Source organism: Micrococcus terreus (assembly GCF_900116905.1).
GTDB classification, from domain to species: domain Bacteria; phylum Actinomycetota; class Actinomycetes; order Actinomycetales; family Micrococcaceae; genus Citricoccus; species Citricoccus terreus.
In genome coordinates, this window is sequence record NZ_FPCG01000016.1 from 20010 (window position 1) to 27544 (window position 7535).

At 65.0% G+C, this 7535-nt stretch carries 6 protein-coding genes; 5 read left to right on the top strand and 1 reads right to left on the bottom strand.

The window, feature by feature from the left end:
- Positions 1–6 precede the first annotated feature (6 nt).
- The 5 genes from BM355_RS14245 to BM355_RS13415 are packed head-to-tail and all read left to right on the top strand — an operon-like array spanning position 7 to position 7168.
- Positions 7–717 carry a DUF8175 domain-containg protein gene (locus tag BM355_RS14245; protein ID WP_143109525.1) on the top strand — a complete coding sequence of 237 codons (711 nt, stop codon included), beginning with the start codon at positions 7–9 and terminating at the stop codon, positions 715–717.
- On the top strand, positions 717–2336 hold the full coding sequence (locus tag BM355_RS13400) for a hypothetical protein (protein ID WP_143109526.1): 1620 nt from the start codon (positions 717–719) through the stop codon (positions 2334–2336). The genes BM355_RS14245 and BM355_RS13400 overlap by 1 nt, the downstream gene beginning before the upstream one ends.
- Positions 2333–3844, top strand: a complete 1512-nt coding sequence (locus tag BM355_RS13405) for an SCO6880 family protein (protein ID WP_091699531.1) — start codon at positions 2333–2335, stop codon at positions 3842–3844. The genes BM355_RS13400 and BM355_RS13405 overlap by 4 nt, the downstream gene beginning before the upstream one ends.
- A complete protein-coding gene (locus BM355_RS13410) occupies positions 3844–5433 on the top strand; it encodes a hypothetical protein (protein WP_091699534.1) in 1590 nt (529 codons plus the stop codon). The genes BM355_RS13405 and BM355_RS13410 overlap by 1 nt, the downstream gene beginning before the upstream one ends.
- Positions 5423–7168, top strand: a complete 1746-nt coding sequence (locus BM355_RS13415) for a type IV secretory system conjugative DNA transfer family protein (protein ID WP_091699537.1) — start codon at positions 5423–5425, stop codon at positions 7166–7168. The genes BM355_RS13410 and BM355_RS13415 overlap by 11 nt, the downstream gene beginning before the upstream one ends.
- A 41-nt stretch (positions 7169–7209) precedes the next feature.
- Here BM355_RS13415 and BM355_RS13420 read toward each other — a convergent pair.
- Positions 7210–7535: transposase (locus BM355_RS13420; RefSeq protein WP_143109527.1), on the bottom strand; the 326-nt coding region annotated here is incomplete at its 5' end.

Consider the following 7535-nt stretch of genomic DNA (forward strand, 5'->3'; position numbering starts at 1 on the left):
GGCACCATGGCTGCAGAGAAAGACCCCCTGGGACGGGGATGGATCATCGCAGGAGCATTGCTCCTGCTGATCATCGGAGGGATTCTCGCGGGCCTGCTGATCCCGCGCTCCGAGGACCCCGCCCCACCACCAGGAACGACACCACCCCCAACCAGCACTCCATCAAGCCAGTCACCGACTGCCACCAACCCGGAGAACGAACCCCCGAAGACTGCCGGGGCTTGCACAGCAGACCTGAACGACGACCAGGACTTCCCCGCCACAGCACCAGAGACAACATGGGATCGACACGCCTCGGGTGTCATCATCCCCACCTCGCCCGATTATGGTCCGGGAGCAAAACACGGCGACTTGTGGGGCTGCTTCCCTCAGAGCCCCAAGGGCGCGCTGTTCGCAGGGCTCAACCTCTATGCCGCTTATGCCGTTGGAGAGCAAGAAGCACTGGCCGAAGACAGCCTCGTGTCTGCCCCTAGCCCAAGTGCCGGTCCAGCTTACGGGGAAAGTGACCCTCCGGTATTTGAGGGCTACCGAATCTTGATGTCCGATGAGAAAGAGGCCTCCGTTCAGTACCTCGCCCGGCAGGGTGGTCGCGACGTGGCCATGACTTTGGACCTGGTTTGGGATGAAAATGCCAACGATTGGCGCCTGAATCTTGGAACACCCACACCGGTGGTTGATGCCGTCACAGATCGTTCTGTATTCACTCGGTGGCGCTAATGACGAATCAAGAGAGCGATGAGGGGTGTGCCCCGTTCGACCTGATCTGCGCTGGTGCGGAGAAGCTCGGCGAAGTCGGTGAGGGTGTCATCGGGGACTTTGTCGAGGGCCTGTATGAGGGCGCGATGGCGATGATGAAGGTCATCGGGACCTGGTGGATGGAAGCACCTGACCCGGACTTCGACTCTCCAGGTCTGGCGGCACTGCAGTCGGACCTGGGGTACTTCGTCTGGGTCTTTGCCCTGATCGGTTTCTTCATGGCTCTGATCAAGATGGTGGTCTCCCAGGATGCCCGGGGTGCGATGGTGGGGATCGGCTCGCAGTTGTTCCGGATGATTCTGGCCACGGGGGTCTATATGGCCGCCATCCCGCTGTTGCTCACTGCAGGTGATGCCACCGCCCAGTGGCTGCTTGATCGGGCCACCGGGCAGGAAGTTGATTTCAGCCAGCTGCTCTCACCTGCCGGGGCAATGAGCTCGAACATCGGGGTGGCGTTCTTCATCTACATGCTGATGTTGCTGGGCTCGGTCGTGAACTTCCTGTTCATGATCTTCCGCAACGTCATGTTCCTGGTGCTGCTGGCTTTCATCGTGGTCCTGGCTGCTAGCTCTGGCACTGAGGCTGGAGCTCAGGCATGGAAGAAGGCCAATGGGTGGCTTTTGGCCCTATTGCTCTTCAAGCCGGTGGCAGCAGGGATCTACGCTCTGGGTTTCCGAATCCTCAATGACGGGCTGATCGAGATCGAGGGAATGGATGACTTCCACAGCTCGTTGATCAGTGGTCTGACGGGCCTGTTGATCCTGGGTCTGGCCGCCTTGTCGCTGCCGGCGTTGATTCGCTTCATTGTCCCGGCCGCAGCTGTCGGTGCTGGCGCATTCTCGGGTGCGGCTGCGATCGGTGCCGGGGTGTCGGTCGCAGCTGGTGCCGCCGTTATTGCTGGGGGTGCCGCTGGAGGGGCAGCTGGCGCTGTCGCTGGGGGAGCAGCCGGTAAGGGTGCCAAGGGTGCCCCTGATCTTCCGGGTGGCTCCACGGGTGGAACCGGCGGAGGTTCCGGTGGCTCCTCAGACAGCCCACCCTCAGGCTCGACGGGCAATACCTCCACCGATGGCGGGGCCGGGACCGCCTCGGGCGCTTCCTCGACGTCCGGCAGCGACGCTGCCAGCACTGCTGGCGGAGCCACAGCCGAGAGTGGATCAAGTGGGTCTGCCGAGTCGTCATCGCCGGGGAGCAGTTCAAGTGCAGCCCCGTCTACTGCAGGCACCTCAGGGGGCTCCGCCGCGAACTCCTCGACTGCCGGAGGGGCCGATTCTTCTGGCACAGGAACCGGGACACCCGCTGGCGCTGGAGCATCCCCGGGGACGTCCGCAGGCTCTGAGGGCTCCTCCTCTCAGCAGGCACCGAGCCCGTCTGTGCCGAGTGGGGCCCAGGGCATGGCCTCTGGCGCCGGCTCCCACAGTGGTGGAAACAGCGTCCCGCCAGGAACTGGTGGGACCGCGGCGAAGGGCTCGAAGCTGCGGTCTTGGTCCGAGGCCGCCCGTGCGGCCACGCAGATGCGCGGCCAAGTGGCCAGGGGCTCCGCGGTGGAGCGACCTGAGGATGAGACCGGGGGGCAGGTATGAGCGTGGATATCCGCACTGAACCGCAGGTGTTCGGCAATCTAACGGTCCCGCGCCGCTCGGGCCTGTTCGGTCTGGGCATGGGCCAAAGCATCGCTTTGATCCCGGTGATCTTGCTGATGATCGCCTTGATGGCCACCGGGCGGCCGCTGGCCGCCGTGGCCCTGGTATTAGTGACGGCCCTGTTGTTGGTCCTGTCGAAGGTCACCGTCCGTCATGGGCGCAGTCTGTTTGGGAGAGTCATGCTCAGAATCGGTCAGCGAATCAAAGAACGAAGCAACAAGGACCTCTACTTGGCCGGGCCTACCGGCAAGGGCACCCCAGATGGGGCCACCCGACTGCCAGGGCTGATGGCCCGCAGCGAACTCAGTGAGCACCGAGACGCCTACGGCCAGCCCTTTGCTCTACTGCGCCTCTCAGGCAACGGGGTCCACTCCTACACAGTGGTGATCGAGGCTCACCCTGAGGGGGAGAGCTTGGTCGATCAGGAAGAGGTCGAGCGACGGGTGGCCCTGTGGGGTGCCTGGCTGGCCCAGCGAGGGATGGATGATGGCATCCAAGGAGCCTCGGTGACCATCGAGTCAGCCCCTGATTCAGGGGTGCGCCTGCACCGGATGCTCACGGATTCTCGCACCGAGGATGCTCCAGAGTTTGCCCGGGAGGTGACCGACCGGATCGCGGCGACCTATGAGGGCGGAGCCCCACAGCTGGTGGCCCGGTTGACGGTGACCTTCAACGGCAAGCGCCTGGATGGGCGCACCGGGGACCGCGGAGTAGAGGAGATGGCTGAGGACATCGGAAACCGACTGCCCGGGATCGTCTCCGGCCTGGCCGGCACCGGGGCCGGTTCGGTCAAGGCCTGCACCGCCCAACAGATCATCGATGCCACCCGAGTGGCCTTCGACCCGACCGTGGCCACCACGGTCGAGGAGATGCAGGCCTCTGGGGGAACAGGGTTGAACTGGGAGGACGCCGGCCCTTCATTCGCTCAGGACGCCTTCGATCACTACCGACACGACCGGGCAGTGTCCAAGTCCTGGACGATGTACAAGGGCCCGGAAGGCAACTTCACCTCCAATGCCCTGCGGCGTCTGCTGGAGCCCACTCCAGGGGTGTTGCGCAAGCGGGTGACGATGCTCTTCCGTCCGATCCCGGCCGAGCGGACCACCGCGATCGTGCAGCAGGAACAGAATGACGCTGCCTTCGCTGGATCCCAGACTCGACGTAACGCCCGGGCCCAGCTGCGCATGGCCGCCGCGGAGAAGACAGCTCAGGACGAGGCCCGAGGTGCAGGGCTGACCCGGTTCGGGCTGGTGATCACCTTCACCGTCTCTGATGCCGAGCAGCTACGCCGATGGGACCGGCAGGTCCCGAACATGCTCTCCCAGGCCCGGCTGCGCGTCCGCCCGGCTCTGGCCAACCAGGCAGTCACCTTCCAGGCTGGTCTGCCCTTGGGCCTGGTGCTCTCTGAGCAAATGCTGGTCCCCGAATCGATTAGGGAGTTCTTCTGATGAACCAGCCACAGCAGCCAGGGCTGACCCTGACCAAGAAGGACGTCTCCCGACTGGAGAAGGCCGCCCGGAAGAGCCAGCGCCGACGGCGCACCACCAGCCAGGAGGGCGGGATCCTGGCCCGCCTGGCCGAGCAGCGCCAGCATAATCGCTCCCGCCCGGGCCCCCGGGGGTGGAACAGACAGGCAGGGGGACCGGCTGGGTGGTTGGAGGCCCCGTTCGAGGTCCAAGGGACCACCAATCAGATCTGCGGCCTCTACCCCTTCTCGGCTGGAGCGGGGATGCCGGTGATCGGCACCCCCCTGGGCCATCACCTGCGACGTCGATCCCTGGTCTGCGCCGACCCAATCTCCTGGTTCCTCTCCGGAATCATCTCCAACCCCAGCGCGTTCATCCTGGGCCAGCCCGGCCTGGGAAAGACCGCCCTGGTCCACCGCATGCTGGCCGTGCTGGCCGACTGGGGAGTGATCCCCCTGATCCTGGCCGACTCCAAGCCAGACTATGTGTGGGCCGTAGAGCGCCTGGGCGGCCAGCGCATCACCTTCTCGCCCGGCCAGGGGCACATCAACCCCCTGGATCTGGGGCCAATGGTGCGCAGGCTCAGCGAGATCTCCGACCCCGAGGCACGGCATCAGGCCATGGAGGAGATGCGCGCCCGACGCCGGGCGCTGATCATCGGATTGACCGGGATGCTCTTAGGCCGAGAGCTGCGCCCGCACGAGTCCTCCCTGCTGGCCACCGCCCTGACCGAACTGGACCCAGACCTGGGCGACCCACCCTTGCTGGGGGATCTGGTCACCTATATCCAGTCCCGCCCCCAAGCGTTGAAGACGGTCACCCAGGACCACGGGGACTCCGAGTATGATCAGCGCACCCGGGACCTGCTGGATGCCCTGATCTCCTTGGGCCCGGCCGGGGTGTATGGGGATATGTTCTCCAAACCGACTTCCCAGCACATGGAACCGGGCAAGCCGGTGGTCTTTGACATCTCCGGGGTCTCTGAGTCCGATCATCTGCTGATGGCCGCCGTGCAGTCTCTGTGTTGGAACCTGGGCTCAGCCACGGTCTCTGCCGAGGCCTACCTGGCCCAGGATGAGGGCCGGCCGCGCCGGACCTACCTGCTGGTGATGGATGAGCTGTGGAAGATCCTGCGGGCCAGTGCGGACATGGTCTACTTCATCGATTCCCTGACCCGCTTGAACCGCTCCCGCGGGATGGCCCAGGTGATGATCACCCACACCATGAATGACCTCAAACTGGAAACCCCGCAGCTGACCGCCACTGCCTGGGGGTTCGTGGAACGCTCCGCGATGGTCTTCCTCGGTGGGCTCTCCTCCTCAGAGATGGGCAACCTGCGCGAGGTCTTCGATCTCTCTCAGGCCGAGGTCTCCCTATTGGGGGACTGGACTGCTGATGCCCCCGTGGACCCTTGGACCGGTCAGGCCGGGCTGCGCCCCGGGGCCGGGAACTTCCTTCTTAAGACCGGCAAGGCGGCCGGAGTGCCCTTACACGTTCAGCTCACTGATGTGGAGCTGGAGACCACCAATACCAACCGCGACTGGCAGATGAGGACCGGGAATGTTCAATGACCCCCGCTCTGGGCGCCGTAGCCAACCCGGCTCCTCCGAAACCCCCTGGCTGATCCTCACCAGCATCCTGGCCCTGGCCATGCTCACGGTCATGGCCTGGATCGGGGCCGGCGCCCTGGACCCCACCGTCCCCACCGGGGAGGCCAACCCCGTGAGCGTGATGGTGGATCAGATCACCGGGACGGCCCCCGTGGGCCGGACCCAGCTCTTTCTCTTCCTGGCCGCCATGGTCCTGGCCGTGATCGTTCTGGCAGTGCTGGTGTGGGCGGTGGCCCGTCAGCGCAAGGGTCGGTCGCGGGTGGATCATTTGGCCGGGCGGATGGCCAAAGCAAAGGACTTCGACTCCCTCACCGCCGAGGCTGCAGCTCAGGATGCCCACAGGCTGCGGGCGCAGAAAGCTGGGATCGGGGTGCCCCTGGCCAAACTGGTTCAGAACGGCAAACGCCTTTACGCCTCCTGGGAGTGGGTGCAGATCTGGCTGATGGGCCCCCGGGCTGGTAAGACCTCCTGCGTGTGCGTGCCTCAGCTGTTGGAGACCCAAGGCCCGGCGATCGCCACCTCCAACAAGCGCGACATCGTGGACCTGACCCGAGGACCCCGCTCCCGCACCGGAGTGGTCTGGGTCCACGACATCCAAGGAATCATTGGCGAAGAGCCCACCTGGTGGTGGAACCCGCTGAGCTTCGTGACCTCCATGGAACGGGCCGAAGCCCTCACCGACATCTTCATCACCTCAGCCACCAGTGCCGGGGCCACCCAAGATGCCTACTTCGAATCCGACGGCAAGCGCCTGCTCTCACACATGTTCTACGCCGCCGCCGTAGCAGACCGGCCCATCACCGAGGTGTTCACCTGGGCCCAAGACCCCGACGATAAGACCCCCCGAAACCTGCTCTACGAGCACGGGCACCCCGCCCTGGCGGAGTCGCTAGGAAAGATCCAGACCCTGACCCCCAAGCAGCGTGACGGCGTGTACGGGACCATGCGGCCCTGGGTGAACGTGCTCTCCTACGAACGAGTCATCCCCTGGATCAGAGACACCGGCCAGCTCGGCCGCGCAGAGTTCAACCACCAGCGCTTCGCCACCACCACCGATACCCTCTACCTGATCTCCAAAGAAGGGGCCGGCACCGCCCGGGCCATCACCGCAGCCCTCGCCGTGGCCGTCCTGACCGAAGCTGAGGAGACCGCAGCCCTCCAACCCGGCGGCCGACTCTCCCCCCCGATGACCGGTGTCCTAGACGAGGTAGCCAACGTAGTGCGCTGGCGCCAACTACCCGACGTGTACTCCCACTACGGCTCCCGCGGAATCGTGCTCTCTTCCTTTTTCCAGGGATGGGATCAAGGGTTGGAAGCCTTCGGAGAGAAGGGCATGAAGAAACTCTGGTCCGCTGCGAACATCCGAGTAGCTGGCTCCGGACTCTCAGACAGCACCTTCCTGCCCTTCCTCTCCCAGCTCATCGGAGACCACGACGTCATCCGCCGCACTTCCTCGACCCAAAAGGGAGGACGGTCAGTGTCCACCTCAGTCCAACGCGAACACATCCTGGACGTCTCCGACCTGGCTGCCTTACCCCGCGGCAGGGCCATCCTCACCAGCTCAGGCATGCCTGCCGGGCTGATCGAGCTGGAACACTTCAGCACTAAACCGTATGGCAACGATGCAGCGGATTCTCAGAAGTACTACGAAGGACGTGTGTCAGATCCCCGAGGAGAAGAGCCAGCGGCTCGCTAACTACCTGTCGCTCTCCATCATCCAGCTAGGGCGTGTCTCCCTTATGCGCGTAGCCAGGTGAGAATGGCGCAAATGGTGACGGCGGCGCGGTAGGTGATGGCGAGCTTGTCGTAGCGAGTAGCCAAGCCGCGCCATTGCTTGGCCAGGGCGAAGTACCGTTCCACGACGTTGCGCCCGCGGTAGGCCTGCCCGTCGAAGGCCGGGGGTCGCCCGCCGCGACTACCCCGCCGTTGGCGGGCGGCGATCTGGTCCTTCTTGTCCGGGATGACCGCCCGGATCCGGCGGCGGCGTAGTTCGGTGCGGATCACCCCGGTGGCGTAGGCCCGGTCCGCGATCACCGCCTCCGGTCGGGTCCGCGCCGCCCCGG

Excerpts from the sequence above, each read along its gene's own strand:
- BM355_RS14245 (WP_143109525.1), top strand. The coding sequence starts at position 7 with ATGGCTGCAGAGAAAGACCCCCTGGGACGGGGATGGATCATCGCAGGA.
- BM355_RS13405 (WP_091699531.1), top strand. The coding sequence starts at position 2,333 with ATGAGCGTGGATATCCGCACTGAACCGCAGGTGTTCGGCAATCTAACG.
- BM355_RS13415 (WP_091699537.1), top strand. The coding sequence starts at position 5,423 with ATGTTCAATGACCCCCGCTCTGGGCGCCGTAGCCAACCCGGCTCCTCC.
- BM355_RS13410 (WP_091699534.1), top strand. The coding sequence starts at position 3,844 with ATGAACCAGCCACAGCAGCCAGGGCTGACCCTGACCAAGAAGGACGTC.
- BM355_RS13400 (WP_143109526.1), top strand. The coding sequence starts at position 717 with ATGACGAATCAAGAGAGCGATGAGGGGTGTGCCCCGTTCGACCTGATC.